Genomic DNA, 26,768 nt, shown 5'->3' on the forward strand with positions numbered 1-26,768 from the left:
TCCTGGTGCTGGTGCGGTCCGCTTTTCACAGTCTCCTTTTAAACACAAAAATCCCCTGCCGGGTGGCCGGCAGGGGATTAATTGTTTCCGAATATTTACTTATTCTTCGTCTTTGGGAACCATGTCGGAGGCTTTCAGGGTGCCTTCTTTGGCTCTTTGGGCAAATTCTGCGGTGGCGGTGAACAGTACGTCGCTGCTGCTGTTCAGGGCGGTTTCGCAGGCATCTTCCAATACGCTGATGATGAAGCCAACGCCGACTACCTGCATGGCGATATCGTTGCCAATCCCGAAGGAAGCGCAGGCTACGGGGATCAGCAGCAGGGAGCCGCCGGCTACGCCGGAAGCGCCGCAGGCACCAATGGTGGAAACGATGCACAGGAGCAGGGCGGTGAGCATATCCACGTTGATGTTCAGGGTGTTGGCAGCTGCCAGGGCCAGTACGGAAATGGTGATGGAAGCACCGGCCATGTTAATGGTAGCACCCAGAGGAATGGAGATGGTGAAGGTATCCGGGTTCAAGCCCAGGCGATGGCACAGGGACAGGTTTACCGGAATGTTGGCGGCGGAGCTGCGGGTGAAGAAGGCATACACGCCGGATTCTCTCAGGGTGGTCCAAACCAGAGGATAGGGGTTCTTGTGGACGTTCAGGTACACAATCAGAGGATTGATGACCAGGGCAACCAGGAAGTAGGAGCCCAACAGTACGCCCAGGAGTTTTACGTAGGACAGCAGGGCGCCCAGGCCGCTGGCACCGATGGATTCGGCTACCAGGCCCATAATGCCGAAGGGAGCGAAGCGGATTACCCAGCTGACGGCGATGGCAATGCCTTGGGCCAGGTCTTCAAATACGGCCTTGCTTTTGTCACCCACGGTGTTGTGGAGTGCCAGCCCCAGGAAAATGGCCCAGGCCAGGATTCCGATGTAGTTGGCGGTCAGCAGGGCGTTTACCGGGTTGTCTACCACGTTCAGAATCAGGGTGTGGAGGACTTCTGCGATGCCGCTGGGAGGAGCAACTTTGGTGTCAGCCAGCTGCAGGGACAGGGTCACGGGGAACAGGAAAGACATGGCCACCCCTACCAGGGAAGCGGCAAAGGTCCCGATGATGTACAGTTTGATGACGGGTTTCATTTGGGTGTCGCCGTTGTCTTTTCTCTGAATCATGGCGTTCATGACCAGGATAAACACCAAAAGCGGTGCGATGCCCTTCAGGGCCTTGACGAACAGATCACCGAAAATGCCCACAAACGGAATGGCTCCGGGAGCGAAGCTGGCGATGAGGATGCCGATGACCAAGCCTACAGCAATTTGCTTGATAATCGGTGTGTGCTTCAGGTAATACAAAATGGCATTCATACGATGAACTTCCTTTCTCTGGATAAAATAAGTAAAAGAACATAACCTAGTATATCAAAATAAAAAATAAATACAATAGTATTTGTAGATAAATCTAGAGTTCTAAAAAAATTACATTTCAGCTAAAATAGAACGAGAAATGTTCTATTTATCATTGGATTGAGAAAGTATAAAGACATCCATCCATAAATTGTACACAGGGAACGGAAAAGCCGGGAGAAGAAAAGCAACGGTTTTTGATTTTCCGGCGGGATACTTGAAGAAAACTGCCAACCATAGTATATTTATATTATGTACGTTTGAACCGGAATGTCTTTTGGGAATATGCAGGCGCCGGTTCTGAAATAGAGAACAGGTGAGGAGATAAAATGAAAAAAATTATTCTGACCGGGGATCGTCCAACGGGCCATCTTCATGTGGGACATTATGTAGGTTCTTTGGCTGAGCGGGTGGAGCTGCAAAATTCTGGGAAGTTCGATGAGATTTATTTCATGATTGCGGACGCCCAGGCGCTGACCGACAATGCGGAGAATCCGGAAAAGGTACGCCAAAATATCTTGCAGGTAGCCCTGGATTACCTGGCAGTGGGCATTGACCCCAACAAGGCAACGATTTTTATCCAGTCCCTGATTCCGGAACTGTTTGAACTGACCACCTATTATATGGATTTGGTAACGGTGGCCCGGGTACAGCGGAATCCTACCGTGAAAAATGAAATCCAACAAAAGAATTTTGAAGCCAGCGTGCCCCTGGGCTTTTTCTGCTACCCGGTAAGCCAGGCAGCGGACATTACGGCTTTCCAGGCTACGGCGGTGCCGGTAGGGGAAGACCAGAAACCCATGCTGGAACAGTGCCGGGAGATTGTCCACAAGTTCAACAGTGTGTACGGGGAAACCCTGACCATGCCGGACATTGTGCTGCCCTCCAACAAGGCCTGCCTGCGGCTGCCGGGGCTGGACGGAAAGGCCAAGATGAGCAAATCCCTGGGCAACTGCATTTACCTGTCCGACGATGCGGCTACGGTAAAGCAGAAGGTGATGTCCATGTACACGGATCCTACCCATGTGCAGGTCAGCGACCCGGGCCACGTGGAAGGAAACCCGGTATTCACCTACCTGGATGCTTTCTCCAAGCCTGAACATTTCACCCAGTTCCTGCCGGATTACGCCAATCTGGACGAACTGAAAGACCATTACACCCGCGGCGGGCTGGGGGATATGAAGGTCAAGAAGTTCCTGAACAACGTACTTCAGGACGTGCTGACTCCTATCCGGGAACGCCGGGAGTATTGGGAACAAAGAAAGCCGGAAGTGGTGGAAATCCTCCGGGCCGGCACTGCCAAGGCAGAAGCCAAGGCTGCGGAAACCCTGAAGGATGTACGGGCTGCCATGAAAATCAACTACTTCGACGACGACAATCTGCTGCGATAAATTAGCCAACAGTATGAGAACACAGGCCCTCCTGGACAGGTATTCTGCTCCGGGAGGGTTTTTATCAGAAGGGAAGGGATCCATTTGGCCAAAACAACAACCAAAGATATGACCCAAGGCTCCATTTGGCGGCACTTGCTGTGGTTTGCCCTGCCGCTGCTGTTTGGGAACTTGTTCCAGCAGATGTACAATGCGGTGGACAGCGTGGTGGTGGGCAACTTTGTAGGGGGTGCCGCTCTGGGCGGGGTTACTACCGTTACGCCGGCCATCAACACCCTGGTGGGGTTTTTCATGGGGCTGAGCACCGGGGCCAGCGTAATCATTTCCCAGTATTTCGGGGCCCACGATGTGCCCAATCTGCGCAAGGCAGTGCATACGTCCCTGGTGGGGACGTTTCTTTTGAGTCTGGTATTCATGGTACTGGGGTGGAACATTACGCCGTTCCTGCTGGAATTTATGCGGACGGACGCCACCATTGTGCCGTATTCCACTACGTATCTGCGCATCTATTTCCTGGGCATTACCGGGCTGATGATCTACAATATGGGGTCCGCTATTTTGCGGGCGGTGGGGGACTCCAAGCGGCCGCTGTATTTTTTGATTTTTACGTCCGTGCTGAACGTGATTTTGGACCTGTTTTTTGTGCTGAAATTGCGTATGGCAGTGGCGGGGGTGGCTTATGCTACCATCCTGTCCCAGTTTATTTCCGCCTTCCTGGTGCTGGTGGTGCTGTTCCGCAGCCAGGAAGTGTACCGGCTGTCCTGGGCGGAAATGCGGCTGAACCTGACGATCTTAAAGAAAATCATTAACGTAGGGTTCCCAGCTGGGTTCCAGATGGCCCTGACGGCCTTTTCCAACGTATTTGTCCAGTCCTACATCAACTCCTTCGGCGCCGACAGTACGGCCGGCTGGGGAGCCTACTTCCGGATTGATATGTTTATCATCATGCCCATGCAGAGCATTGCCCTGGCCATTACCACCTTTACCGGGCAAAATGCCGGGGCCGGGAATTTGGAGCGGATTCGCAAAGGGGTATCCGTTTCCATCCGTATGGCTGTTTTGGCAACGGCCCTATTGTGTATTCCGGAATTTATCATTGCGCCCAACGTAATCCGGCTGTTTAACCAGGACCCAGGGGTAGTGGCCTACGGGACCTTGTTCATCCGGGTGAACTGCTTGTTTGATATTTTTGCCTGTATGAACCAGATTCACGCCGGTATGCTCCGGGGGGTGGGGGACGCCCGGGCGCCCATGTACATTATGCTGTTTTCCTTTGTGGTGTTCCGGCAGCTGTATCTGCTGATTATTACCCACATTACCGACTCCATTATCGCCGTGTCCTTTGGCTATCCCATTGGCTGGCTGATGTGCACCACCCTGCTGCGGCTCTACTACAGCTACAGCGGCTGGGAACGGAGGGTAAAGAAACCGGAACCGCATCATGCGGCGCTGGCCCACGAATAAGCTGAAGTCCTAAGCGGCTGACAAAACAAAAAAGGAGAGAACTTCTTAACGAGGTTCTCTCCTTTTTTGTGTGGGCCGTTTAGTAGGACTGGGCAGGGGCCTGGGGCTGCTGGGCAGCGGAAAGCGGGGGCTGGCCGGCGATAAATTCGTCGGAGTGGGGCAGTTTTTGGTTATCGGCTACGACCTTTTCCGTACCGGCTGCTACCGCTTTGGTGTAGTAGTCACATTTGAAGTTGATGACGTCCAGGGTCTTTTGCAGTTCGGCCATTTGGCGCTGGACTTCTTCCCGGCGTTTGAGAAACAGGTTCAGGCGTTCTTTCAGGGATGTATCTCCTTCCTGGACCCATTGGAAGAATTGGCGGATTTCCACAATGGACAGGCCGGCGCTTTTCAGGCACTGGATGATTTGCAGGGAACCCAGGTCTTTTTTCTGGAAAACCCGGTAGCCGGCTTCGCTGCGCTCCAAAAAGGGCAGCAGGCCCTGCTTGTCGTAGTAGCGCAGGGTGGTGGCGGGAATCTGGGTCATTTCGGATACTTGCTGAATGGAATAATAGGTCATGGAATTTTCCTCCTTGGTATTGACCTGAAATAATCTGGAAATAAGGGCTTGACCTTAAACTCGAGTTTAATGTTACACTAATTTTAGCGAAAATGCAAGAATTGCCGCCGGTTCTGGCGGTCTAGAGAATAGGAGGAAATAGGATGCAAAAAAGGGCTCATCACGGAAAATTGGGGGATACGAAATCTAAGACAGAATTTAAAAACTGAAAAAAGGTATTGAAAAAGAGCACGGGATGCTCCATTCTAAGTAATAGCGACAAAACTACGAAAGGAATGATCCACGTGCTCTCAACCTCAAGTATAGCAAATTTATGCAAAAACATACAGGACAATTTTAATATTCCTACGAGTATTGCTTCTCTTTTTGAAGAGATCATAGATGTAAATAGTACCCGGCCTACAGCCGACGTTGTATGCCCTTGCTGCGGCGGTAAGGTCCATGTCCATGACAACCCTGTAACTACACTTAAAGACATGCCCTGGATACCCGGAAAGCCACGGATTCTTCGTGTGAGATTCCACCGCTACCGGTGCCAAAAATGCGGGCATACCTTCAATGAAAACATAACCTTTAAGTATCCTGGAACCAGAGTCACTTCTCGTGCCGCTTTATGGATCAAGATTTTGCTTATGCATCAAATGACGATTAAAGCAGTCAGCGATTTGACCGGTATCCATTGGGGAACAGTTTCTAAAATCCATAAGGAAATTATGGACGAGGCTCTCAAAACGCGAAGCGAGGAACTTCGCAAAAGTGGCTACCGTCCTAAGCATCTTGCCGTTGATGAGTTTGCAATGCACAAAGGCCATACTTACGCAACCTGTGTTATGGACCTTGATATGGGAGACATCCTCTGGGTTGGTGCGGGACGCTCTATAGCTGCCTTTACAAAGTTTTTTGAAGAGACAGACCTGGAGTATTTGTCTGAAGTAGAAGCTGTCGCAATGGACATGAACGCATCGTTCAACACCCTGGTAGAAAAGTATCTGCCTCATGCGGCAATAGTATACGACCGCTACCATATGCAAGCCCAGTATGGACGAGATGTGCTGGGAGCCGTAAGGCTGGAGGAAGCAAGACAGCACAAAGAGAAAGCCGATAACCTAAAGCTTGGGATTACAGAGAATATTGCTGAAGAGCAGGCAACAAAAGCAGAGGATTCAATTAAAGAGGAGAATCGGCTTTACAAGGAAGTAAAACAAGCTCGCTGGACGCTGCTTTGCAAGGAAGAAACACTAAGCGATAAAAAGGCAGAAAATCTCAAGGAAATCCTTAAAAAACATGAAAATTTGACAGTTTGCCATACAATGAAAGAGGAACTAAGTGATCTATTCGAGCTTAGAAACCCCGATTTAGCTGCCGTAGAATGGGAAAAATGGTTTAAAGGAGCCGAGGAGAGCAACATACCGCAGCTGCAAAAGTTTGCCCGCTTAAAGCGAAAACGCAAAGAGGGTTTGATTGCTCACTCAGCCCATCCGATTACCACAGGAAAGCTTGAAGGCGTCAATAACAAGATTAAGGTTGCAAAACGAATAGGGTATGGATACAAAAATGATGAATATTTTTTCACTCTGATTCGATATTCAGCATTACCATCTATACGAAACGGCACTGTCTAGAGATTGCGACAGTGGGATGTTGCTAGACATAAAAGAAGGATGGCAGAAATCTGCCATCCCACAATAAAACGTGAAGAGCCCAAAAAAGTAAGCTGGCAAAACGGATTTTGGTAATGCTGTCCTGCGGTCTTTTTATGGCAGGCTTTGGCCTGGACGCAGAGGCAGCGGAGGACTTTAAGCGGGCAGAAGTGAAACCTTCGGTGGCAGTCAAGGAAACCATTGATGCGTCCAAGCTGTCCAATGCCTGGGATAAGACTTTCCCGGAGGATCAGCGGGTGGCTCACCAGAAGGTGACCTTCCACAACCGGTTTGGGATTACCCTGGTGGGGGACCTGTACACGCCGAAAAATCACAAGGCCGGGGAAAAATACGAAGCCATTGCCCTGGCAGGGCCCTACGGCGCAGTGAAGGAACAGGTGTCCGGCCGGTATGCCCAGGAACTGGCTGCCCGGGGCTTTTTGACCCTGGCTTTTGACCCGTCCTTTACGGGGGAATCTGCAGGGGAACCCCGAAACACCACGTCTCCGGACATCAACACGGAGGACTTCTCCGCAGCGGTGGACTATCTGTCCAACCGCAATGACGTGAATCCCCAGAAAATCGGCATTGTGGGCATCTGCGGCTGGGGCGGCTTTGCCATTAACGCAGCAGCCATGGACCCCCGGATCAAGGCTACGGTAACCTCCACCATGTACGATATGAGCCGGGTGATTGCCAACGGCTACTTTGACAACGGCCGGAAGCCCGAAGACATCAAGGCAGAACGGAAGGCCCTGCGGGAGAGCATCAGTGCACAGCGGACCCTGGACTACAAAAACGGCACCTACAAAATGGCCGGCGGGGTAATTACGGAAGTGACCAAGGATACGCCCCAATTCGTCAAGGATTATCATGACTACTACCAGACCAAACTGGGGTACCATCCTCGTTCCTTTGGTTCCACTACTGGGGCAACTCTGAGCTCGGTATTGAATTTTGCCAATATGCCCATTGATGTGTATGCGGACGAGATTGAAACGCCGGTGCTGCTGATCCATGGGGAAAAGGCCCATTCCCGGTATTTCAGCGAAGATGTGTTCAAGAGAATGGAGGGCAATAACAAGGAACTGCTGATCATCCCCGGTGCGGTGCATACGGACCTGTACTACAAGATGGACGTGATTCCGTTTGACAAGATTGAAAGCTTCTTTAAGGAAAATTTGAAATAAGCACAGATGAAAAAATAAAACTTCTATCGTCGCCTTGCGGCGACACTTCCTGAGCGGTTCGCTGCTAGCCAGTCATTTTCGCCTTACAGGCTCAATTCCTGGGCAGCTATCGCATGGGCCTTATTGACCAAACAGCCACTTGTAGAATTTGTTGGGCTGTTTGGATGCGGCCGCAATGCTTGCAGGAAGCATTCCAGACCTCTACTGGTCAAGTGACAGAGAAGGGTAGTGCTAGTATATACATACCATGATTTCATCTCAAAACCCGTTTAGCACACGACCAGTATAGGCTTAAGACCGGCCCATCCAAAGCGTTGCGCTCACATCCAAGAGTCCGGCAGAATTTCTAAGGACTCTTGGATCATGTGAGCCATGTGATAGCCGTCCGTGAGCCGAACCCGTAGGGTGGAGGGAAACGGAGCACGGCGAACCACTCAGGGGCTGTCAGTCCGCAGGACTGACTGAGGAAGTTTTGAGGTTTGGATACGGCATAACGAACAAAAAACGGCTTGCGAACTCTTTTGAGCTCGTAAGCCGTTTTTTTGTTCTGGGGTAAGTATTATTCCACACCCTCATTTTTTGTGCAGAATATGCGTTATTTCCACTGGGCCAGTTTGTCCTTGGCAGGCTGGTAGCCGGCCTTGGCGGCCTGTTCATACAGGGCCTTGGCTTTTGCCAGGTCCGGGGCAGTGCCTTTGCCCAATTCGTACAGCCTTGCTTCTGCAAAAAGGGCGGGGGCGGCAATAATATCACCGCGTTCTCCGGCTTTTTGGTACAGAACCAGGGCTTTGGCATCATTTTGGGGTACGCCTTTCCCGTTTTCGTAGCAGGCACCCAGCAGGGTGGTGCCGGTAATGTCCCCGGCTTTGGCTGCTTTCTGGTAGAAGGCGGCCGCTTTTTTGTCACTTTGGGGCACGCCCCGGCCTTCGGCGTACAGGAGACCCAGGTACCGGGCGGCCTTGAAATGGCCCAGCCGGTCTGCTTCCTGGAAATAGGCCAAGGCCCGGGCATCGCCCTGGGAAGTCCCTTCCTTATAGGCGCTGATGCCCTGGTTTAGCAGCTGGCCGGCCAGTTCCCGTTTCTGCCAGGCGGAAAGCTGGTTCGTTTGGAAGAAAACGGGCTTGTCCGACCGGCTTTGGAGGTAGACCCAGTCCCTGATGCCAGGGATATTATAGGCAATGGTCCAGGTGTACATGTGGTTGCCGTTTTGGAAGACGCTGTAGTTGATGGGGGCGTTCTGGTGTTCCAGCTGGCCCACCAGGTGGGAGAATTGCTCCTGGGTGGAATGGCTGTCCCAGTAGGGGGCGGTGGCCACCTGGGTGCCCAGTTTTTGCCAGCGGCTGACAGCATCGTTCATGGCCGGGAAGGCTTTGGTATCGCCCTGGCTCACCAGAATCCACAGTTTCTTGTCCTTCAGGGCTTCCATTTCCTGGGTATTCCATTGGCAGGCCACCAGGAACTGGGCAGCAAAAAGGTCGGGGTACTTGTCGCTGATGGCGATATTGGCCATGCCGCCTTGGGATTGGCCGGTGCCGTAGATTCGGTCCGGGTCCACGCTGTAGGTGTCCGCAATGTGGTGGATCAGGTCGGTCACCAGGGTCAGCCCTGGGGTCCAGACATTATCGTCGGTGGTCATCATGCCCAGGGAATCCACCAGGCGCTGGGGATACTGGACGGCCAGCACCAGGGAGGGGTGCTTGGCCTGTTCTTCTGGGGAGGCCCAAATGGTGGCGCCGTTGCCCTGGACCAGGGTGATTTTGGAATTGTCGATATTGGTGCTGGCGTCGGGAATAAACACCATCAGGGGGTACTTTTTCTTGGGATTATAATGGGCGGGCAGATAGAGATAATAGGGAATGGAGGCGCCCACCTGGGGGTCCGTATAGGTGCCGGCGGTAAAGCCCTGGAGCTCTGGTTCCAGGGTAGTGGTGGCAGTAAGGGGTGCCGTGGTGGGTGCAAAGGTGGTGCCCTTGACGCTGGTAAGGGGCTTTAGCTGGGTCACGGAAAGACTCAGGTCCGGCATTGTCCGGTCGCTGTGGGAGGAGGCGTCCCCGGGGTGTTTGGCTCCTGCCTCGTCCTTTCTGGGGGCACGCTGGGGCAGGGGCATATCGGACTGGGGATTCTTGTGCTCCAGCTCCAGAATCACGTATTGGCCCTTGTCCGCTTTTTGGGCAGGGTAGGCTTTGTCAGAAGGATAGACGGCAGAAATGGCAGCTCCCGGCACCAGAAAATCGCTGGGGGACAGTTGGGCTGCGGCAATTTTTTCAGGGTAGCGCAGGGCCACCTGGGAAATGGCTTCGCCAAAGCCGTAGTTATGGGCAATGGTGGTGACAGAAGTAACGGCAGAGGCGGGGGCCTTTTGGGTCACCGGGGCCGCTGCCGAAGAGGCTGCTGGGGCGGCCGGGGCGGCCAGGACCGTGCCGGTACCCAGCAGACAGAGGGCGCAGAGAAGCGCCGCTTGTTTAGAGGTTTGCATGGAATCAGCTCCTTCGTGAGGTTTCACTGTCCTTATTGTAGCACTGGAAAATTTTTGCTGCATGAGAGGAATTTAGGAAAAGTGTGTGAAGTCAGCGGAAGCAAACCTTCTAAAAAATGCATCGGATAATTAGTTTTATTCATGGCTTATAACCTAGACTTATTAACAGATAATAAGCTAGTATTATCGAAAAAATCAGAATTACCTTATACTAAATGTATCAATCGGATCCGGATCCCGACAAAAAAGGAGCGTGCAGTCGTGAACGAAAAGAAAAGTGATTTCTTGATGTTTGGGGGACTTCCCTGGTACTTATATCTGCTGTTTTCTGCTATTGTTGCTTATTTGATGTCCAGAGGCGTCCTGAGTACGGACTTTATTGGGTTCCTGGGCATTACCGGGATGCTGACCCTGTTCCTGTATAAGCTGGGGGAAAAGCTTCCCATCTGGAATACGTATATCGGCGGGGGCCTTCTGATGGTATTCTTCGGGGTGGCTGCCCTGAAGCAGGCGGACCTGATTCCTGTGAAATATGTGAAGGCCATTATGGATACGGAGCAGGGGACCACGGGCCTCTTGACGGTATTCATCATCTTCTTGATTCTGGGTTCCATTTTGGCTCTGGACCGGAAGGTCTTAATCCGCAGCTTTGCCGGGTATATTCCCGCCCTGTTCGGCAGCCTTCTGGGTGCTTCCATTTTCGGTATTGCCATTGGCCTAGTCTTTGGGGTTACCCCGCCTAACGCCATGATTCAATTTGTTCTGCCCATTATGGGCGGCGGCAACGGGGCCGGTGCCATTCCTCTGTCCCAGATTTATGAGCAGGTGACAGGGCAGCCGGCAGCCAACTATTACTCCTTTGCCATTATCATTCTGACCATTGCCAACCTGATCTGCATTCTCGCCGGAGCTCTTTTGGACAAGCTGGGCGAAAAGAAACCGGAATGGACCGGGGACCGGACCAACATTATGCCTACGGACCAAAACCTGATCAAACCGGACCTGGATATCACCCCCTCCAAGGACGATTACCGGGGTGCCCTGTTCCTGGCCGGCACGGCCTATGCGGTAGGCCTGCTGTGCAGTAAGATTTTGTTCCCGGTGGTGCTGGGAGCCAAGATTCATGCCTTTGCCTATACCATTTTGTTTGTAGTTATCCTGGCTGTGCTGGGGGTTATTCCTCCGGGCGTACGGATGGCGGCCAAGAAAATCCAGTCTTTTACAGCTTCCATTATTGCTGTGCTGGTCATGGTCTGCATGGGTGTGGACTTTGACCTGGGCCAATTGGCCGCAGCCCTGACTTTCAGCAATGTGCTGATTGCCCTGATGGTAGTTATCGGTGCCATTATCGGCAGTGCCCTGACCGGCAAACTGGTGGGCTTCTATCCCATCGATACGGCCATTACCGCCGGCCTGTGCATGGCTAACCGGGGCGGCGCCGGGGACGTTGCGGTACTGGGGGCAGCTCGCCGGCTGGAACTGATTTCTTATGCACAGCTGTCCAGCCGTGTTGGCGGCGGGATTGTGCTGGTGGTAGCTTCCTTCATCTTCTCCATCTACCTGCGGTAATGGTACGCAAAACCAACAAAACCACCTAGAAACAAAGCGCAGCGGCTGCCTGTAATTGGGCGGCCGCTGGCTGCATTTTGGCACCATGCTTTTTTGGTATAACGGCAAAAAGAGGATAGGCATTGGAAAAAGTCCTGAAAGGCGAGTACAATGGTAGTATGCAAGACTGTGCGAATTCTGCACAACCCATGGTTTTAGCTGAAGGAGGAATTCCTATGACAGAAAAAAAGGTAACTCGTTTTGACGGTGATACGTATATTCCCTATGAAAAAAGAACGGGCAATGAATCCATTGTGTATTTTACCCGGGATTTGTCCGCCCAAGGGCTGCTGAAGATTTACGATAAGATTTCGGCCCATTTGACCGGCAAGGTGGGGGTCAAGCTCCATACGGGTGAACCCCACGGTCCCAACATCATTCCCCGGCCCTGGGTGAAGGAACTGCTGGAAAAGCGTCTGCCCACGGCTTCCATTATTGAAACCAACACTTATTACGAGGGCGGCCGGTACACCACGGAGGAGCACCGGAAGACCCTGGAAACCAACGGCTGGACCTTTGCTCCGGTGGATATCCTGGACGAGGAAGGCACGGTTATGCTGCCGGTCAAGGGCGGCAAGTGGTTTACGGAAATGTCCATGGGCAGCCATTTGACCAATTACGATTCCCTGCTGGCCCTGACCCATTTTAAGGGCCATGTCCAGGGCGGTTTTGGGGGCTCTGACAAGAACATCGGCATTGGCTGCGCTGACGGCCGGATTGGCAAGGCCATGATCCATACCACTCCGGGGCAGCCCAACCAATGGGATATTGCCAAGGAAGAATTTATGGAACGGATGACGGAATCCACCAAGGCCACCATTGATTATTTTGCCGGCCATGTGGCCTACATCAATGTGCTGCGGAATATGTCCGTGTCCTGCGACTGCGAAGGGGTAGCGGCTCAGCCGGTGGTAACTCCTAACGTAGGCATTACAGCGTCCCTGGATATTTTGTCCGTGGACCAGGCTTCCATTGATATGGTGTACGCCATGCAGGAAAAGGACCACCACGACCTGGTGGAACGGATGGAATCCCGGCACGGGTTGCGCCAGCTGACCTATATGGAAGAACTGGGCATGGGCAACAGCAAGTATGTGCTCATCGACCTGGACCATGAAGGACAGCGGATTACCGCTGCCCAGGCGGTGGAAGGCGTTGTACCCTTTACGAAGTAAGTGAATAAAAAATGACCTTTCTGCTTTTGCGGCAGGAAGGTCATTTTTGTTAATGAATGACAGTTTCCAGGGGCTGGCCCAAGAGACGGGTGCGGAACAGGTCTTCCGGGGAAAGGAGGGGCCAGGGCTTCCACCAGCCGGCTGTATAGTTCGGGTCGTGGCGGTAGGGGAACAGGGTGGTGTACTGGCCAAAGACGCCGTAGGTACGGGGTGCTTCCCAGGAAAACAGGGTAAGGCCGGGCCGGTACACGTCCAGTTTTTCTCCGGCGCCGGGAACCACGGGGCTCACATAGGGCTGGGGGCTACGGCTGGGGGCCGTCACCTGCGGCGTGGTCACCTGGGGCTCCGGAATGGGCAGGGAACGCACCTGGGGAATCCGGGCTGGGGCGTGGGGCACCGGGGTGGGTACGGAAACGGGATGGGTGCTCACCTGGGGCTGGCTTACGTGGGGCGTAGGAATGGAGGAGCCGCTGCCCAGGGAAGGATGGGGCACGGCTATAGCCGGGGACAGCTCACCTGCCCTGGGGAAAGCGGCCACTAGAGTAAAAAGGAAAAGCGGCAGCAGGGCTGCTTTTCGCCAAAAATGCAGCATAGGAATCACCTCTTATATTACTATTATAGTATGCTTTTAGTGAAATGGGGGCTACAAATTGAAAAGTTTTCGATTATTACGAACGATAGTGTAACATATATGATAAAAGTTCGATAAAATATTGACATTGCCCAATAGCATTGATAGAATGATAATACGAATTAAGCTGGTCACAGTTTGGCTTGGGAGTAACCGATACATTGATGCTAGAAGGACTCTTGAGCCTTTTTTCTTTGGAGGTGCTGATATGAAAGTTGCATTGATTATGGGAAGTAATTCTGATTGGCCTGTTTTGGAACCTGCTGAAAAAACCTTGAAGGATTTCGGCGTTGAAGTGGAAGTTGTGGTTGCCAGTGCACACCGCACTCCTGAGCTGGTAAAGGAATTTGCTGCCGGTGCCAGAGACCGGGGCGTAGAAGTGATTATTGCGGCTGCCGGGGCTGCGGCTCATCTGGGCGGCGTAATTGCTTCCTATACCACCCTGCCGGTGATCGGCGTGCCTATCAATGCTACGGCCTTAAATGGCGTAGACGCTCTCTTGAGCTTTGTCCAAATGCCTTCTGGAATCCCTGTGGCTACCATGGCCATTAACGGGGCCAAGAATGCGGCTTTGTTTGCTGTCCAAATCCTGGCTGAAAAGTATCCGGAACTGGTGGAAAAACTGGCTGCCCATAGAAAACAAATGCAGGAAGAAGTAAAAGCAAAAGGCGAAAAACTGGCTGCCACCCGCGCTGCGGCCAATAAGCAATAAGTTCAGGAGGAACTATGACGGAAAGAGACTTTGCAGAGGATAAGCTGCACGAAGAATGCGGCGTATTCGGCATTTATTCGAAAAAAGATGATGTAGCGCTCAATACCTACTGGGGCTTGTTTGCCCTGCAGCATAGAGGCCAGGAAAGTGCCGGCATTGCCGTATCCGACGGCCGCCATATGCATATCAAAAAGGCCATGGGTTTGGTCAATGATGTGTTCAAGGACGGGGTCCGGGGACTGGACGGCTATATGGCTATTGGCCACGTGCGTTATTCCACTACGGGTTCCAGCATTCCCTACAATGTTCAGCCTCTGAAAGTTTTTTATGATGGCGGCAACTTGGCCCTGTCCCATAATGGGAACCTGACCAATGCAGCCCAGCTGCGTTCTCAATTGGCCAAGGAAGGCACTATGTTCCAGACCACGGTGGACAGCGAAGTGGTGCTGTCTTTGATTACCCGGAGCCGGAAAGCAACGCTGCCGGAACGGGTGGCGGAAGCTGCCAACACCATTAAGGGTGCCTTTTCCATCCTGATTATGAACGACGAACAGCTGATTGCTTTCCGGGATCCCTATGGCTTCCGGCCGCTGTGCCTGGGCCGCTTGGACAAGGGCTGGGTGGTGGCTTCGGAAACCTGTGCCTTGGACCTGGTAGGGGCCAAATACGTGCGGGATTTGGAAGCCGGCGAAATGATTGTCATTGACGATGAAAACGCCGAACCCAAGAGCATTATGTACAGCACCCACAAGCCGGAACATCTGGCCCACTGCGTGTTTGAATACGTGTATTTTGCCCGTCCGGACAGCATTATGGACGGGGAAAGCATTTACCAGGCCCGGATCAACATGGGCCGGCAGCTGGCTCGGGAAACCAAGAACATCAAGGCGGATATTGTTATCTCCGTGCCTGATTCCGGTACCCCTGCTGCTATTGGCTACGGCCTGGAAGCAGGCATTCCCTTTGTGGAAGGTCTGACCAAGAACAAATACATTGGCCGTACCTTCATTCAGCCCACCCAAAAGCAGCGGCTGAACGCGGTACGCCTGAAGCTGAATGCCAACCGGAGCCTGGTGGCCGGCAAATCCGTGGTGATGGTGGACGACTCCATCGTCCGGGGCACTACCAGCGGCAAGATTGTCCAGCTGCTGCGGGATGCCGGGGCTACGGCGGTGCACGTGTGCATCAGCTCTCCTCCGGTTATGGATTCCTGCTACTACGGCATTGATACTTCTGAACGGAAGGAACTGATTGCCGCCAGCAAGACGGAAGAAGAAATCCGGGAATACATCAAGGCTGACAGCCTTCATTATATTAGTATGGAAGGTCTGCGCAGTTCCCTGTCCGTGCTGAACCCCGATGATATGTGCTATGCCTGCTTCAACGCCAAGTATCCAGATGGAGCAGATAAAGAAATGGAGCTGGGCTCCAAATTCCAGTTTGAGACGAGTTGCTGAGGAGGAAACAGCGTGACTGAGAAAAAGGTTATTACCTATGCAGATGCAGGTGTAGATATTGATGCCGGCAACAAAGCCGTTGAATTGATGAAGGACAGTGTGCGGGCTACGTACCGTCCGGAAGTAATCGGGGACCTGGGCGGCTTCGGCGGCCTGTTTGCCCTGGGCAATAAGTACAAGGATCCGGTCCTGGTATCCGGTACCGATGGCGTGGGCACCAAACTGAAGATTGCTTTTATGATGGACCGTCACGACACCATTGGTCAGGACGCTGTGGCCATGTGCGTCAACGATATCCTGGTGCAGGGTGCTGAACCGCTGTTCTTCCTGGACTATATTGCTGCGGCAAAAGTAGACTCCCAGAAGATTGCCGACATCGTTAAGGGTGTGGCCGGGGCCTGCAAGGAATCCGGCTGTGCTTTGATTGGCGGGGAAACGGCGGAAATGGCCGGCTTCTATGCCAAAGATGAATACGATATTGCCGGCTTCTCCGTGGGCGTTGTGGAACGGGACAAGATGATTACCGGGGACCAGGTAAAACCGGGGGACGTGCTCTTGGGCCTGCCTTCTACGGGCGTGCATTCCAACGGCTTCTCCCTGGTGCGGAAGATCTGCTTTGAAGCACAGGGCCTGTCCGTGGACACTATGATTCCGGAATTTGGCAAAACCCTGGGCGAAGAACTGCTGACGCCTACCCGGCTGTATCCCCGCACGGTGCTGCCGCTGATTCACAAGTTCAACCTCCACGGCATGGTACACATTACCGGCGGCGGTTTCTACGACAACATTCCCCGGATCCTGCCGGAAGGCTGCGACGCCCTGGTACATGCAGATGCCTGGGAAGTACCCATGGTCTTCAAGAAGCTCCAGGAATGGGGCAATGTGCCCTGGCCGGAAATGTACCGCACCTTCAACATGGGCGTGGGCATGGTCCTGGTTGTGGCTCCGGAAGAAGCCGAGGCTCTGCGGGCGCATCTGAAGGCTGAAGGGGAAACCTTCTACGAACTGGGTGAAGTGGTACCCGGCACCAAGAAGACTGTGCTGAAAGGCGGCGTATTCGGTGAATAAGCGGAAAATCGGGGTTTTGGTCAGCGGCCGGGGAAGCAATTTTCAGGCCGTCCTGGACAAAATCCGGGAAGAAAACCTTCCTATAGAAGTGGTTGTGGTGATTAGTGACAGTCCGGAAGCCTACGCCCTGGAACGGGCCCAAAAGGCGGGGATTGCCCACTATGCCATTGCCCGGCAGGATTACAAGGACAAGGCCTCCTTTGAGGCGGCCATCGACAAAAAGCTCCGGGACGCACAGGTGGAACTGGTGGTCCTGGCTGGCTTTATGCGCATTTTGAGCGCTGATTTTGTAAACTCCTGGCCCCATCAGATTATCAACATCCACCCGGCGCTTTTGCCGTCCTTTACGGGCCTGGACGCCCAGGGACAGGCACTGAACTACGGGGTAAAGATTGCCGGCTGCACGGTGCACTTTGTGGATGCCGGCATGGACACGGGGCCCATCATTATGCAGGCTGCGGTGCCTGTCATGGATGAGGATACCCACGATACCCTGGCTGCCCGGATTCTGGTGCAGGAACATACCATCCTGCCGGAAGTGGTGAAGCTGTGGGCGGAAAATCGGCTGGAAGTCAAAGGCAGAAAAGTAAAAATCCGGAAGGAGTAGCGCGTTATGACCATTGCAAGAGCATTGTTGAGTGTATCCGATAAAAAAGGCATTGTGGAACTGGCTGCTTTCCTGCATAAGAAAGGCATTGAAATCATTTCCACCGGCGGCACCATGAAAGCCATCAAGGCTGCAGGGATTCCTGTCACCTATGTCAGTGACGTGACCGGTACCCCGGAAATGATGGACGGCCGGGTAAAAACCCTGAACCCGAAAATTCACGGGGGCATTCTGGCCATCCGCAGCAATCCCCAGCATATGCAGGACATGAAGGACAACGGCATTCGCCCCATCGACCTGGTGGTGTGCAATCTGTATCCTTTTGAACAGACCATTGCCAAACCTGGCGTAACGGAAGCGGAAGCCATCGAGAACATCGACATCGGCGGCCCTGCCATGGTGCGGGCTTCTGCCAAGAACTTCCACGATGTGGTGATCATCACCAATCCGGACCGTTATGAAGGCCTGATGAAGCTGCTGGACGAAAAGGGCGATATCGACCTGCATACCCGGAAAATGCTGGCCCAGGAAGCCTTTGCCCATACGGCAGCCTATGATACGGCCATCAGCGCCTATCTGAAAAAGCAGCTGGACAGCGAAAAGGCATAAGGGGGAGCAAGATGCAGGTATTGGTAATTGGCGGCGGCGGCCGGGAACATACCCTGGTATGGAAATTGGCCCAAAGCCCCAGTGTGGATAAAGTATATGCAGCACCGGGCAATCCCGGCATGAAGAACCTGGCAGAATGTGTGGACCTGGACGTAACCAACCTGGAAGGGCTGGCGGACTGGGCTGAGGAACATCAAATCGACCTGACCGTAGTGGGGCCGGAAGCCCCTCTGGTGGCCGGGATTGTGGACGTTTTCAGAGGCCGGGGCCTGACCATTTTTGGACCCAGCGCCAAGGCTGCGGAAATTGAAGGTTCCAAGATTTTCTCCAAGGAACTAATGGAGAAATACCATATTCCCACGGCCTTTTTCAAGGTCTGTGACAACCTGGCGGACGCCCGGGCCTTTGTAGAGGAAAAGGGCGCTCCCATCGTCATCAAGGCGGACGGCCTGGCAGCCGGCAAGGGCGTGGTGGTAGCCATGACCAAGCAGGAAGCCCTGGACGCTTTGGACGAGATGATGGGCAACCACAAGTTTGGCACCGCCGGCAACCGGGTGGTTATCGAAGAATTTATGGAAGGGGAGGAAGCTTCTCTCCTGGCCTTTACGGACGGCAAGACCATTGTGCCCATGCTGGCTGCCCAGGACCATAAACGGGTGAACGATGGGGACGAAGGCCCCAACACCGGCGGCATGGGGGCTTACTGCCCGGCTCCGGTGATGACGGACGCCCTGAAGCAGAAGACGGTGGAAACCATTCTGCGCCCGGTGGTAGATGCCCTGGCCAAGGAAGGCCGCACCTACACGGGCTGCCTGTACGCTGGCCTGATGATCAAAGGCGACAGCATTAAGGTAGTAGAATTCAACGCCCGTTTTGGGGATCCGGAAACCCAGGTAGTGCTGCCCCTCTTGGACAGCGACCTGGCTCAGATTATGGTGGCCTGCTCCACGGGTACCCTGACGCCGGACCTGGTAAAATGGAGCACCAAGGCTGCGGTGTGCGTGGTTATGGCTTCCGGCGGCTATCCGGAATCCTATCCCAAAGGCCTGCCCATTACCGGCCTTGCAGAAGCTGGCGCCCTGGACCAGGTGGTGGTTTTCCACGCCGGGACCAAGGAAAAGGACGGCCAGATTGTCACTAACGGCGGTCGGGTACTGGGTGTTACGGCTGTGGACGACTCCATTGCTGCGGCCCAGAAGAAGGCTTACGCCGCTGTAGAAAAGATCCATTTTGAAGGTGTGCACTATCGTCACGATATTGCCTGGAGAGCCTTAAAAAGATTGAAATAAATTGTTGCAATTGTGACAGTGTGGTGCTAGAATAGAAAAAATACTTCAAAAGGGGGATTACAATGGCTTTTATTTATGATGAACCTGCGCACACTTTTAGTGAGTACCTCTTGGTGCCTGGATACTCTTCCAGCGAATGCATTCCTGCAAATGTGAGTTTGAAAACACCGCTGGTAAAATTTAAGAAGGGTGAACAAGCACCCTTGACATTGAATATTCCCCTGGTGTCTGCAATCATGCAGTCCGTATCCGACGACAACATGGCCATTGCCCTGTCCCGTGAAGGCGGCTTGTCCTTCATCTACGGTTCCCAGAGCATTGAAAGCGAAGCAGCCATGGTTGCCCGGGTAAAAAGCTATAAAGCCGGTTTCGTAGTCAGCGATTCCAACCTGCGGCCTGACTGCACCCTGGCTGATGTACTGGCTCTGAAGGAAAGAACCGGCCATTCTACCATGGCAGTTACTTCTGACGGCTCCGTACATGGTCATCTGGAAGGGATTGTGACCAGCCGTGACTACCGGATCAGCCGGATGCAAATGACGGACCTGGTAAAGGACTTCATGACCCCTGTAGCGGATATGGTCATTGGTACCAGCGATACTACGCTGAAGCAAGCCAACGACATTATCTGGGAACACAAGCTGAATACCCTGCCCATCATTGACAAAGACGGCAACCTGATGTACATGGTATTCCGCAAGGACTATTCCACCCATAAGCAGTATCCGCTGGAACTGCTGGACGACAAGAAGCGCCACGTAGTAGGTGCCGGCATCAACACCCGGGACTATGAACAGCGCGTTCCTGCTCTGGTGGAAGCTGGTGCCGATGTGCTGTGCATCGACTCCTCCGAAGGCTACAGCGAATGGCAAAAACGGACCCTGGAATGGATTCGTGCCAAATATGGCGACTCTGTAAAGGTTGGCGCCGGCAACGTGGTTGACGCTGAAGGCTTCCGCTTCCTGGCGGAATGCGGTGCTGATTTTGTGAAAATCGGTATCGGCGGCGGTTCCATCTGCATTACCCGTGAACAAAAAGGTATCGGCCGCGGCCAGGCTACCGCAGTGATTGAAGTAGCCAAAGCCCGGGACGAATACTACAAGGAAACCGGTATCTACGTGCCCATCTGCTCCGACGGCGGCATTGTGTACGATTACCACATGACCCTGGCTCTGGCCATGGGTGCTGACTTCATCATGCTGGGCCGCTATTTTGCCCGCTTCGATGAATCTCCTACCAACAAGGTGAACATCAACGGCACCTACATGAAAGAGTACTGGGGCGAAGGTTCTGCCCGTGCCCGCAACTGGCAGCGGTACGATCTGGGCGGCGACAAGAAGCTGTCCTTCGAAGAAGGCGTTGATTCCTACGTTCCTTACGCAGGCAGCCTGAAGGACAACGTAAACCTGACCACCTCCAAGATTCGTTCCACCATGTGCAACTGCGGTGCGCTCACCATTCCTGAATTGCAGAAGAAAGCCAAACTGACTTTGGTTTCTGCTACCAGCTTGGTAGAAGGCGGTGCCCACGACGTATTGCTGAAGGAAAATTCCTCCAACAACTACCCGAAATAAGTAATTTAAAGCCCGTACCCCTAGTGGATACGGGCTTTTTTGCGCTCACGGCAAAAATACGGCAAAAATATTTTTAGTACAGGGATCCTATGGCCTTGACCGCAACCTGGTTGATGTCTTCGGTGTAATTCACATAGATGGATGACACCGTTCCCACGGTATCCCCCAATACGTGGGCCACCAGGTTTATGTCTCCCGTCCTGGACAGCAGCAGCGTCGCAAAGGTGTGCCGCAGAGCGTGGAGAGACCGGCCGGGAAAATGTTTCCGGATCAGGGTGTTGATGCTGGTGCGCTCCGTAGGCATACGATCCAGAGGGAAGACTGTCCCGGTAATGGTCATCGGCTGCGTTTTCTTCCATGCTTTGAGCTCCTGAAGGACTGCCGCTGAAGCCGGGATGACCCTGTTGCTGTTGGCCGTCTTGCAGGGTCCTATGCTGTACTGATTGTGCGCAGATTGGGCATACTGCTGCTGTACCGTGATGGCCTGTTTGTCCCAGTCGATGGCAGCCCATGGGAGGCCGGCTATCTCTCCGAAGCGCATACCGGTGCCAGCCCCCAGGGTTACCACCAGATGCCGGAGCGGCCAGGGCTCCAGGAGCTTCAGCAAGGCGGCCAGCTCTGCCCTGGTGAAAGCCCGCAGCGTTTTCGGGGCCTTGTCCATGGGAAGCTTGATTCCTTTGGCGGGGTTGACCTTTATGATGTTGTACATTTTCAGGGCATGCTCCAGGACTGGGGTGATAAAGCGCAGCCGTGACTTCCTGCTGCTGGGTTTGCATTCAGATGCCATCAGGGCATTTATGATTTCCGCTGTAGTAAGATCCCGGATGGGGATATCTGCCACGGATCCCAGGTTGGCAATCCCGTCATGGTAGTTACGCAGCGTATTATAAGCAAGAGCATTTTCCCTGTCCCGGACAAAAATCGGGAAGAAATCTCTGAGGGAGATATCTTTCAGACGGATATCATCCGTCAGCCCGGCGGTTTCTTTTACCTGGGCCAGGAGGGTATCCTGGTACTTCCTGGCTTCTCTTTGGGTCTTGAACCCTTGTTTGGTCTTCTGCTTCCATCTTTTCCCGACCTTGTAAGACAAAATCAGGCATACAGATCCGTTCTTTTCTCGATAACTGAAACTGTATTCCATAAAAAATCGGCCTCCTTCTGGGCAGAAAGGGGCCTCTGTGGTACAATGATAGAGTAAACCCCTTTGGTAGGTGGGTTACGCTTCTCCCTGTCGGTATTCGCAGTACCGGCAGGGATTTTTTTATTTATCTTCTCTGATTTTGTACTGATGCACATAATCAGCAGGAAGCGGTGGTGCAAGTTTCTTTTCTATGATGGTGGCAATAAGATCCTTTTTCAGGCCCTTCGTAGGAAGGCCTGCATCTGCTAAGATCTTCTGCAAATCTACCTTATGCAGCTTGTTCAATTCAATCTCATTGGAAACATCTACAAGACGGGCATAGGTACCAGGATTAACGAAGTCACGGATGAAATCGTCTTTCGTGTAATTCTTTGGCTTTTCCTTGTATAAGGATTCATAGGAGATTCCTCCGACATACGTCTCAGCTTCATACAATACACTCTTTACAAAGAGCTCTTCCGAGAACTTGTACAAGGATTTGATGATGGGGATGGTTCCTTTATCAATGGTGTCCTGCATTATCTGGGCACAGGCTTTGGCATCCGACAATGATTCGTGATGGTTCAAGTCGAAGTTGAGATATTTGCATATGGTGTCCAGCTTGTAGTCCTTCAAGTTTCGGTATGTATATCTGGCACTCTGCAGAGAATCTGCAAAGAGAAGTGGTTTATCCAGGACGATTCCTTCCGTTTTCGCAGTGTAGATTAAACAGCCCATGTCGAAGTTTGCATTATGTGCAACCAGGGGGAACCCTTTGATGAAGTCACGGAAGGTAGATTCATAAAATTCCTTGAAGGTCGGAGAATTACGAACCTTTGACCAGGTAATTCCATGGATATAGGAATTTGTGAATTTTGCCTCTGGTGGTTTGATCAAAGATGTGATGGATCCTGTGAACTGCCTGTTTTCCACTTTGACAGCAGAAATACTGCAGATGGAGTATGGCTGTGCATTGGCTGTCTCAACATCAAATGCCACAAAGCTGTCCATCGGGACCCTGTATTCATTTGTCACCGGAAGACTTACCCTTGCAAATCCCCTGGTTTCAGGGAGCCGGAATCTGTCGAGCTCATTCGGCTTCATGGGAGATTCTGCAATCATTTTCTCATTCGCCTTTTTATTCAAGTGAACGATTACACAAATAATGATAATGATTAGTATAAGCATAGCATCACCTTATTCCCCATCTTTCACGTAGATTTCCAGATTTTCATTTATCTGACAATTGTTTGTATCCCCATGACACGAAGCTTCTATGGTGTTAACATTGGCTTCCTTGTATAAATCGCCGCCGGTAATATGCTTAACTTCGTGTCTAACAGCTTCTTTTCGACCTTCTTCAGAAAGATTTTTGTTTACGATAATCGTATATGAATCATCATGGTTGGCATGGACAAGAGCGGGAACATGTGGTGGGAGGGATTGATAAGTCAAGATGATCGTCATTCATCTAATCCTTCCTTTGCTTTGAGACCTTTTATCACAGTCATGACTATTTTTATATCTTCAGGAGTGAGATCCCTGGATGCGTCAAACAAAATCCTTTGTCCAGGATTATCTTTTAATTCCTGAGCCAGCCGGGCAGTTTCAGAATCAAGATAGTAAGCTTGTTTCTTTTCAGCGGCTTCTTCCAGGAAATAGCTTTTTGGAACACCAAAATAATCCGATAGCTTTTGAATGATACCCATTCTAGGCAAAGACTTCATAAGCATCCATTTCCCAACAGTTGACTCACTAACGCCCAGTATTTTAGCCAGCTCAGCCTGATTGATATTATGTTCATTGAGCAAAGCAGATAATCTATTACTAAATAAGGCTCTCAATTCTTCAGATGTAGGCATAATCTTGTGCCTCCTTAATGTGATTATGGTTATATTATAGAATATTTTTCTTTTTAAAACAACAAAAATACGATAAAACTAGAAACATTTTCTTGACACTAGAAAAATATTCTAGTATACTATGCGTGTGAACCAAAAGGAGGTGAGCATGATGCCGGTACAAATTTCCCTGCGTGCAGCGAGAGTAAACGCAGGATTAACCCTGCTGGACGGCGCAAAGGCCATTGGAATCAGCAAGGATACGCTGATTAAATGGGAAAGAAACCCTGGGCTGGTGAATCCTATTTTCCAGCACAAGATTTCTGAAGCATATAATTTCCCCTCTGACTACATTAATTTTGCGCCTTCAGACTAGAAAATAATTCTATAAAACAATCTGTAAGGGGGGGAATGACCATGGAGAAACTAGTCCTGAAAGCCGACGAAGCGGCGGAAATCTTGAATGTTGGGATTTCATCCATTTACGACATGCGAAATCGGCACGTCCTGAATCAACTCGAAGATCTGCCAGGAGTACGGTTCCGGGCAGAAGACGTATATGCCCTGGCAAAGCTCAAACAGAACCAGGAAGAGTACAGCCCGTGCCAATTCCGCCAGCTCCAGACTGAGCTGGCCAACGAAAGGGCAAGGAACCAGAGAATCCGTTCTGCTGCCCTGGCTCTTTTGACAGCGATTTCAGAGGAGGGAATGTGATGGATGATGCAATGATGGAAACCATCCGGGCCAATGCCCGATACTACCGCCTTGCTAATGGATTGTCAGGGTCCTACATCGGCGATGCTATAGGTCATGATGCCAGCTGGGTGCAGCAGTTCGAAGCAGGGGCAATCCAAAAGCCGAAACCGGCTGACCTGATCAAGTTGGCCCATGCCCTAGGGCTTCGGCTCAGTGACTTGGTCAAGACAGAACCAAATCTGCTGCTGTACCTCAGTCCGGAAGAACATCGGACAGGAATGGAAAACCTGGAAAAAATCCGGCACCATCGAGGGGTATCCAAGAGACAGTTCAGCCTGTCCCTGGGTCTTAGTGAGGGTCATTACAACAAGGTCCTCAATGGCTACGGAAATTTCAGTATCAAAACCTGGTGGAAAATCGCAGATGCCTTGTTTATAGATCTGCGGGAATTGATAGGGAGGCATGAAAATGACGTATGAAATTACGGACGAATTCCTGGATAAAGTGGATGTGCTTCTTGATTCGGTCATGGAGGCCTCCAAAAACTTCTTCACGCTGGATGGCGCCGGAGTTGTCCTGGTAAGTCTGGAAAAGTTCGAAAACATGAAGCAATTGGCTTCTGAGCTCTGTGATGCGATGGAAGACGGATTTCCTGAGTATGGAAAGGATGAGGAAGATGAAGAAGACGCCGAAGAATGCACCAATCCTGGTGACGATGATCCTGTTGCCGTATTTGATAATCCGGATGGCTTTGGATGTGCTCCTGATGCTGATTGATACGTTGACTGACGGATTTGACGTCCTGGGTCCCCGGTTCCAGGGAATCGTGATTGGCTTCTTCGGGGCAATCAGCCTGCTTATTGTCGCCATCAACCTGGCAATCTGGGGGTAAGCCAATGATGAACGGAAACAAAGAGGCCCGTCAGCATGGCAGTGCTGGCGGACCTGGTGAATCTATCCCGATTCACCTCTAGTATACCACGGAGGAAAAAGTATGAAAATCAATACGCTGGAAATCGAGAACGTCAAACGGGTGAAGGCGGTCAAGCTGGAACCTTCTGCCAACGGCCTTACCATCATCGGCGGAAAGAACGGCCAGGGCAAAACTTCTGTCCTGGATGCCATTATGTGGGGACTGGGCGGAGAAAAGTACCGGCCTTCTGTCCCTCAGCGGACCGGGGCCCTGGTACCGCCTTCCATCCACATCGAGTTGGATAATGGCCTGGTGGTGGAACGGAAGGGGGTGAATAGTGCCCTAAAAGTAGTGGATGCTACTGGCAAAAAGTCCGGACAGCGGCTCCTGGATGCCTTCATCAGCAAACTGGCTCTGGACCTGCCGGCTTTCCTATCTGCCACCGATAAAGAAAAAGCGGATACCCTGCTGAAAATCATCGGAGTAGGGGACCAGCTGACCGCCCTGGAAGAGAAGGAAAAGAAGCTGTACTTCCAGCGGACGGAAATCGGCCGGTACCGGGATATGAAAGAAAAGGCAGCCAAAAACATGCCCAGTTACCCGAACCTGCCGGAAACTCCCATCAGTGCCAGCGATTTGATCAAACAGCAGCAGTCCATCCTGGCAAAAAATGGGGAAAACCAAAGGAAACGAGAAAACGCCGCCCACTATGACCAGGTACTGAAGCAGGCCCGGGCAGCTTATGAACAGGCCAAGACGGCACTAGAAAAGGCAGAACAGGACTGCATGATTGCCCGAAAAGCAGCTGAAGATCTTCAAGACGAAAGCACCGCTGAACTGGAAAAGAACATTGCCGACATTGAAGAAATCAACCAAAAGATCCGGATCAATGAAGACAAGAAAAAAGCGGAAGAAGAAGCCGACAGCTACAGTCTGAAATACAACCAGCTAACGGATGCCCTGGATGACGTCAGGAACAAAAAACAGGCCCTACTGGATGGAGCCGATCTCCCCCTGCCGGGGCTTTCGGTGGAAGAAGGCAAGCTGATCTACAACAGCATTCCCTGGGACGGCATGAGCGGAGCAGAACAGCTTAAGGTGGCCACAGCCATCGTCCGGAAGCTGAACCCGGAATGCGGTTTTGTCTTGATGGACAAATTAGAACAGATGGATCTGGATACCCTCCAGAAGTTCGGAGAATGGCTGAAGGACCAGGGGCTCCAGGTCATCGCCACCCGGGTATCCACGGGAGCCGAATGCAGCATCATCATCGAAGACGGAATGGTCAAGGGGACAACCGATGAAATTGCCCCCAGCAAGCCGAAATTCACGGCAGGAGCGTTTTAAGGAGGTATC

General features: G+C 52.1%; 27 protein-coding genes. 19 read left to right on the plus strand and 8 right to left on the minus strand.

Features of this window, described 5'->3' with window-relative positions; genetic code table 11:
* Positions 1-99 precede the first annotated feature (99 nt).
* The gene (sstT, locus tag LKE88_RS00465) at positions 100-1,353 is read right to left on the minus strand and encodes a serine/threonine transporter SstT (RefSeq protein WP_105325784.1); all 1,254 of its coding nucleotides are present in this window, start codon (positions 1,351-1,353) and stop codon (positions 100-102) included.
* Positions 1,354-1,721: 368 nt separating this feature from the next.
* Here sstT and trpS point away from each other — a divergent pair, with 368 nt between their 5' ends.
* Positions 1,722-2,783 (plus strand): tryptophan--tRNA ligase, encoded by a 1,062-nt coding sequence (gene trpS, locus LKE88_RS00470; RefSeq protein ID WP_105325783.1) that lies wholly within the window; start codon positions 1,722-1,724, stop codon positions 2,781-2,783.
* Positions 2,784-2,867: 84 nt separating this feature from the next.
* Positions 2,868-4,247 carry an MATE family efflux transporter gene (locus tag LKE88_RS00475; RefSeq protein WP_231087038.1) on the plus strand — a complete coding sequence of 460 codons (1,380 nt, stop codon included), beginning with the start codon at positions 2,868-2,870 and terminating at the stop codon, positions 4,245-4,247.
* 79 nt (positions 4,248-4,326) lie between these two features.
* On the opposite strand, the gene LKE88_RS00480 is transcribed toward LKE88_RS00475, so the two are convergent.
* Entirely contained in the window at positions 4,327-4,806 is a 480-nt protein-coding gene (locus LKE88_RS00480; RefSeq protein ID WP_105325782.1) for a MerR family transcriptional regulator, read from the minus strand.
* Between the two features lie 275 nt (positions 4,807-5,081).
* On the opposite strand from LKE88_RS00480, the gene LKE88_RS00485 reads away from it, so the two are divergent.
* Together LKE88_RS00485 and LKE88_RS00490 are read left to right on the plus strand one after the other, a co-directional pair.
* Complete coding sequence (locus LKE88_RS00485) at positions 5,082-6,428, plus strand: ISL3 family transposase (RefSeq protein WP_276803890.1); 1,347 nt, start codon at positions 5,082-5,084, stop codon at positions 6,426-6,428.
* Between the two features lie 113 nt (positions 6,429-6,541).
* Positions 6,542-7,636 carry an alpha/beta hydrolase gene (locus LKE88_RS00490; RefSeq protein ID WP_105325780.1) on the plus strand — a complete coding sequence of 365 codons (1,095 nt, stop codon included), beginning with the start codon at positions 6,542-6,544 and terminating at the stop codon, positions 7,634-7,636.
* Between the two features lie 595 nt (positions 7,637-8,231).
* Here the strand turns inward: LKE88_RS00490 and LKE88_RS00495 are convergent.
* The gene (locus LKE88_RS00495) at positions 8,232-10,112 is read right to left on the minus strand and encodes a hypothetical protein (protein ID WP_276802322.1); all 1,881 of its coding nucleotides are present in this window, start codon (positions 10,110-10,112) and stop codon (positions 8,232-8,234) included.
* Positions 10,113-10,373: 261 nt separating this feature from the next.
* Between LKE88_RS00495 and LKE88_RS00500 the strand changes: the two genes are divergently transcribed.
* Together LKE88_RS00500 and LKE88_RS00505 are read left to right on the plus strand one after the other, a co-directional pair.
* Entirely contained in the window at positions 10,374-11,681 is a 1,308-nt protein-coding gene (locus tag LKE88_RS00500; RefSeq protein ID WP_231086629.1) for a 2-hydroxycarboxylate transporter family protein, read from the plus strand.
* A 215-nt stretch (positions 11,682-11,896) separates the two neighbouring features.
* A complete protein-coding gene (locus tag LKE88_RS00505; RefSeq protein WP_118287249.1) occupies positions 11,897-12,895 on the plus strand; it encodes a DUF362 domain-containing protein in 999 nt (332 codons plus the stop codon).
* 49 nt (positions 12,896-12,944) lie between these two features.
* Here LKE88_RS00505 and LKE88_RS00510 read toward each other — a convergent pair whose 3' ends face one another.
* Positions 12,945-13,487, minus strand: coding sequence for a hypothetical protein (locus tag LKE88_RS00510; RefSeq protein ID WP_118287248.1), 543 nt, complete (start codon positions 13,485-13,487; stop codon positions 12,945-12,947).
* Positions 13,488-13,734: 247 nt separating this feature from the next.
* Here LKE88_RS00510 and purE point away from each other — a divergent pair, with 247 nt between their 5' ends.
* The 7 genes from purE (at position 13,735) to LKE88_RS00545 (ending at position 20,842) form a co-directional block, all read left to right on the plus strand.
* Positions 13,735-14,238, plus strand: a complete 504-nt coding sequence (gene purE, locus LKE88_RS00515) for a 5-(carboxyamino)imidazole ribonucleotide mutase (RefSeq protein ID WP_105325773.1) — start codon at positions 13,735-13,737, stop codon at positions 14,236-14,238.
* Positions 14,239-14,252: 14 nt separating this feature from the next.
* Complete coding sequence (purF, locus tag LKE88_RS00520) at positions 14,253-15,695, plus strand: amidophosphoribosyltransferase (RefSeq protein WP_276802325.1); 1,443 nt, start codon at positions 14,253-14,255, stop codon at positions 15,693-15,695.
* A gap of 12 nt (positions 15,696-15,707) precedes the next feature.
* Positions 15,708-16,763: a phosphoribosylformylglycinamidine cyclo-ligase gene (gene purM, locus LKE88_RS00525; RefSeq protein ID WP_276802327.1), complete on the plus strand. Its 1,056-nt coding sequence runs from the start codon at positions 15,708-15,710 to the stop codon at positions 16,761-16,763.
* Positions 16,756-17,370, plus strand: coding sequence for a phosphoribosylglycinamide formyltransferase (purN, locus tag LKE88_RS00530; protein WP_276802329.1), 615 nt, complete (start codon positions 16,756-16,758; stop codon positions 17,368-17,370). The genes purM and purN overlap by 8 nt, the downstream gene beginning before the upstream one ends.
* A gap of 6 nt (positions 17,371-17,376) precedes the next feature.
* A complete protein-coding gene (locus LKE88_RS00535; RefSeq protein WP_105325769.1) occupies positions 17,377-17,979 on the plus strand; it encodes an IMP cyclohydrolase in 603 nt (200 codons plus the stop codon).
* Positions 17,980-17,990: 11 nt separating this feature from the next.
* A complete protein-coding gene (gene purD, locus LKE88_RS00540) occupies positions 17,991-19,268 on the plus strand; it encodes a phosphoribosylamine--glycine ligase (protein WP_105325768.1) in 1,278 nt (425 codons plus the stop codon).
* A gap of 62 nt (positions 19,269-19,330) precedes the next feature.
* Positions 19,331-20,842 (plus strand): IMP dehydrogenase, encoded by a 1,512-nt coding sequence (locus LKE88_RS00545; RefSeq protein WP_105325767.1) that lies wholly within the window; start codon positions 19,331-19,333, stop codon positions 20,840-20,842.
* Positions 20,843-20,915: 73 nt separating this feature from the next.
* Here LKE88_RS00545 and LKE88_RS00550 read toward each other — a convergent pair whose 3' ends face one another.
* The 4 genes from LKE88_RS00550 to LKE88_RS00565 all read right to left on the minus strand — a co-directional run bounded on the left by LKE88_RS00550 (position 20,916) and on the right by LKE88_RS00565 (position 23,824).
* The gene (locus LKE88_RS00550; RefSeq protein WP_276802331.1) at positions 20,916-21,983 is read right to left on the minus strand and encodes a site-specific integrase; all 1,068 of its coding nucleotides are present in this window, start codon (positions 21,981-21,983) and stop codon (positions 20,916-20,918) included.
* Between the two features lie 120 nt (positions 21,984-22,103).
* Entirely contained in the window at positions 22,104-23,084 is a 981-nt protein-coding gene (locus LKE88_RS00555) for an exonuclease domain-containing protein (RefSeq protein WP_276802333.1), read from the minus strand.
* A gap of 75 nt (positions 23,085-23,159) precedes the next feature.
* Positions 23,160-23,429: a hypothetical protein gene (locus LKE88_RS00560; protein WP_276802335.1), complete on the minus strand. Its 270-nt coding sequence runs from the start codon at positions 23,427-23,429 to the stop codon at positions 23,160-23,162.
* Positions 23,426-23,824 (minus strand): helix-turn-helix domain-containing protein, encoded by a 399-nt coding sequence (locus tag LKE88_RS00565; protein WP_276802337.1) that lies wholly within the window; start codon positions 23,822-23,824, stop codon positions 23,426-23,428. The genes LKE88_RS00560 and LKE88_RS00565 overlap by 4 nt, the downstream gene beginning before the upstream one ends.
* A 151-nt stretch (positions 23,825-23,975) precedes the next feature.
* On the opposite strand from LKE88_RS00565, the gene LKE88_RS00570 reads away from it, so the two are divergent.
* From LKE88_RS00570 to LKE88_RS00595, 6 genes are all read left to right on the plus strand, one after another.
* A complete protein-coding gene (locus LKE88_RS00570) occupies positions 23,976-24,179 on the plus strand; it encodes a helix-turn-helix transcriptional regulator (RefSeq protein ID WP_074739144.1) in 204 nt (67 codons plus the stop codon).
* A 41-nt stretch (positions 24,180-24,220) separates the two neighbouring features.
* The gene (locus LKE88_RS00575; protein WP_276802339.1) at positions 24,221-24,517 is read left to right on the plus strand and encodes a helix-turn-helix domain-containing protein; all 297 of its coding nucleotides are present in this window, start codon (positions 24,221-24,223) and stop codon (positions 24,515-24,517) included.
* Complete coding sequence (locus LKE88_RS00580; protein ID WP_276802341.1) at positions 24,517-24,978, plus strand: helix-turn-helix domain-containing protein; 462 nt, start codon at positions 24,517-24,519, stop codon at positions 24,976-24,978. Before LKE88_RS00575 ends, LKE88_RS00580 begins: the two co-directional genes overlap by 1 nt.
* Positions 24,968-25,276 carry a hypothetical protein gene (locus tag LKE88_RS00585; protein WP_276802343.1) on the plus strand — a complete coding sequence of 103 codons (309 nt, stop codon included), beginning with the start codon at positions 24,968-24,970 and terminating at the stop codon, positions 25,274-25,276. Before LKE88_RS00580 ends, LKE88_RS00585 begins: the two co-directional genes overlap by 11 nt.
* Positions 25,266-25,391 (plus strand): hypothetical protein, encoded by a 126-nt coding sequence (locus LKE88_RS00590; RefSeq protein WP_276802345.1) that lies wholly within the window; start codon positions 25,266-25,268, stop codon positions 25,389-25,391. The genes LKE88_RS00585 and LKE88_RS00590 overlap by 11 nt, the downstream gene beginning before the upstream one ends.
* 102 nt (positions 25,392-25,493) lie before the next feature.
* On the plus strand, positions 25,494-26,759 hold the full coding sequence (locus tag LKE88_RS00595) for an AAA family ATPase (RefSeq protein WP_276802347.1): 1,266 nt from the start codon (positions 25,494-25,496) through the stop codon (positions 26,757-26,759).
* Positions 26,760-26,768 lie beyond the last annotated feature (9 nt).

Origin of the sequence: Acidaminococcus hominis (assembly GCF_022484025.1) — a bacterium.
In the GTDB taxonomy this organism is placed as follows: Bacteria; Bacillota; Negativicutes; order Acidaminococcales; family Acidaminococcaceae; genus Acidaminococcus; species Acidaminococcus hominis.

Bases quoted from the DNA above. Each gene is read 5' to 3' on its own strand.
- LKE88_RS00555 (WP_276802333.1), bottom strand. From the start codon at position 23,084: ATGATTGCAGAATCTCCCATGAAGCCGAATGAGCTCGACAGATTCCGG.
- LKE88_RS00550 (WP_276802331.1), bottom strand. From the start codon at position 21,983: ATGGAATACAGTTTCAGTTATCGAGAAAAGAACGGATCTGTATGCCTG.
- LKE88_RS00560 (WP_276802335.1), bottom strand. From the start codon at position 23,429: ATGACGATCATCTTGACTTATCAATCCCTCCCACCACATGTTCCCGCT.
- LKE88_RS00490 (WP_105325780.1), top strand. From the start codon at position 6,542: ATGCTGTCCTGCGGTCTTTTTATGGCAGGCTTTGGCCTGGACGCAGAG.
- LKE88_RS00580 (WP_276802341.1), top strand. From the start codon at position 24,517: ATGGATGATGCAATGATGGAAACCATCCGGGCCAATGCCCGATACTAC.
- LKE88_RS00570 (WP_074739144.1), top strand. From the start codon at position 23,976: ATGCCGGTACAAATTTCCCTGCGTGCAGCGAGAGTAAACGCAGGATTA.
- LKE88_RS00545 (WP_105325767.1), top strand. From the start codon at position 19,331: ATGGCTTTTATTTATGATGAACCTGCGCACACTTTTAGTGAGTACCTC.
- LKE88_RS00585 (WP_276802343.1), top strand. From the start codon at position 24,968: ATGACGTATGAAATTACGGACGAATTCCTGGATAAAGTGGATGTGCTT.
- purE (WP_105325773.1), top strand. From the start codon at position 13,735: ATGAAAGTTGCATTGATTATGGGAAGTAATTCTGATTGGCCTGTTTTG.
- LKE88_RS00535 (WP_105325769.1), top strand. From the start codon at position 17,377: ATGACCATTGCAAGAGCATTGTTGAGTGTATCCGATAAAAAAGGCATT.
- LKE88_RS00510 (WP_118287248.1), bottom strand. From the start codon at position 13,487: ATGCTGCATTTTTGGCGAAAAGCAGCCCTGCTGCCGCTTTTCCTTTTT.
- LKE88_RS00485 (WP_276803890.1), top strand. From the start codon at position 5,082: ATGATCCACGTGCTCTCAACCTCAAGTATAGCAAATTTATGCAAAAAC.
- LKE88_RS00595 (WP_276802347.1), top strand. From the start codon at position 25,494: ATGAAAATCAATACGCTGGAAATCGAGAACGTCAAACGGGTGAAGGCG.
- sstT (WP_105325784.1), bottom strand. From the start codon at position 1,353: ATGAATGCCATTTTGTATTACCTGAAGCACACACCGATTATCAAGCAA.
- LKE88_RS00575 (WP_276802339.1), top strand. From the start codon at position 24,221: ATGGAGAAACTAGTCCTGAAAGCCGACGAAGCGGCGGAAATCTTGAAT.
- purD (WP_105325768.1), top strand. From the start codon at position 17,991: ATGCAGGTATTGGTAATTGGCGGCGGCGGCCGGGAACATACCCTGGTA.
- LKE88_RS00495 (WP_276802322.1), bottom strand. From the start codon at position 10,112: ATGCAAACCTCTAAACAAGCGGCGCTTCTCTGCGCCCTCTGTCTGCTG.
- purF (WP_276802325.1), top strand. From the start codon at position 14,253: ATGACGGAAAGAGACTTTGCAGAGGATAAGCTGCACGAAGAATGCGGC.
- LKE88_RS00480 (WP_105325782.1), bottom strand. From the start codon at position 4,806: ATGACCTATTATTCCATTCAGCAAGTATCCGAAATGACCCAGATTCCC.
- LKE88_RS00565 (WP_276802337.1), bottom strand. From the start codon at position 23,824: ATGCCTACATCTGAAGAATTGAGAGCCTTATTTAGTAATAGATTATCT.
- LKE88_RS00505 (WP_118287249.1), top strand. From the start codon at position 11,897: ATGACAGAAAAAAAGGTAACTCGTTTTGACGGTGATACGTATATTCCC.
- LKE88_RS00590 (WP_276802345.1), top strand. From the start codon at position 25,266: ATGCTGATTGATACGTTGACTGACGGATTTGACGTCCTGGGTCCCCGG.
- trpS (WP_105325783.1), top strand. From the start codon at position 1,722: ATGAAAAAAATTATTCTGACCGGGGATCGTCCAACGGGCCATCTTCAT.